The sequence below is a fragment of the Lacinutrix salivirga genome (assembly GCF_053604675.1).
On the sequence record NZ_JBSHNP010000143.1, the window covers coordinates 1 to 904 of the forward strand.

The following is a 904-nucleotide window of genomic DNA, read 5'->3' on the forward strand; positions in this document are numbered from 1 at the left end:
AATAGCTTAGATCATAAACTAAGTGAAGCTGAAATATTGGCATTAGAAAAAACTAAAATTAAATCTGCAATTGTTACAGATTTCATATTATCTGTAGAAATAGTAATTATTGCTTTAGGCACAGTAGTTGACCAGACCTTACTGTTTCAAATATTAGTGGTGTCTATAGTTGCTATAATAGCTACTGTAGGTGTTTATGGTGTTGTTGCTTTATTAGTTAGGATGGATGATTTTGGTTATAAACTAATTAGTTTGAGTAAAAGCGGAAAAGGAGCAACCGTTGTTATAGGAAACTTTTTTGTAAAAGCATTACCAATAATAATTAAGTCGCTTTCTGTAATTGGAACAATCGCTTTATTACTAGTAGCAGGAGGTATATTTGTTCATAATATTGAGTTTTTTCATCATTTTTTAGAAGAAATTCCTTCAATTATCAGAGATTTTATAGTTGGTTTAATTGTTGGTGGTTTGGCTCTTGTTTTAATTATTGGAATTAAAAAAGTAGTAAAACTTTTTAAATCTAAGAAGTAGTGGTTTTGAAGGGTATAAATGCAATTTAATAAGTACTTATCGCCATTGTTTGTGAAAAATAACGATGTTTGAGAATAAAAAAAAGCTCGTTTAATGGTTTGTGTGTGAAAAGTAGCGGATGAATATGAGCCATTTTTGGGTTATAAACAAAGATAGCAGAAAAGAGCCAAACTTTAAGGTTAGCTCTCTAAACTGCTATTTTTTATATACGTGCTTGTGGTTAGTATTTATTGAACTTTTGTTAATATTATATCTGTAGGAATATTAAACTCTCTGTTATCTGCATTAGATTTTAAACCACTACTTCTTTCAACTTTCCAAGTTGCGGTAACTTGCCCGCTACCAGTTGCAGGTTGTATAGTCATTGTTAAAT

Annotated in this window: 1 protein-coding gene; it reads left to right on the forward strand. The window is 30.0% G+C overall.

Features of this window, described 5'->3' with window-relative positions:
• Positions 1 to 531, forward strand: a 531-nt coding sequence (locus ACVC5O_RS15750; protein ID WP_452222436.1) for a DUF808 family protein, incomplete at its 5' end; no start/stop codon positions are given.
• Between the last annotated feature and the right edge of the window lie 373 nt (positions 532 to 904).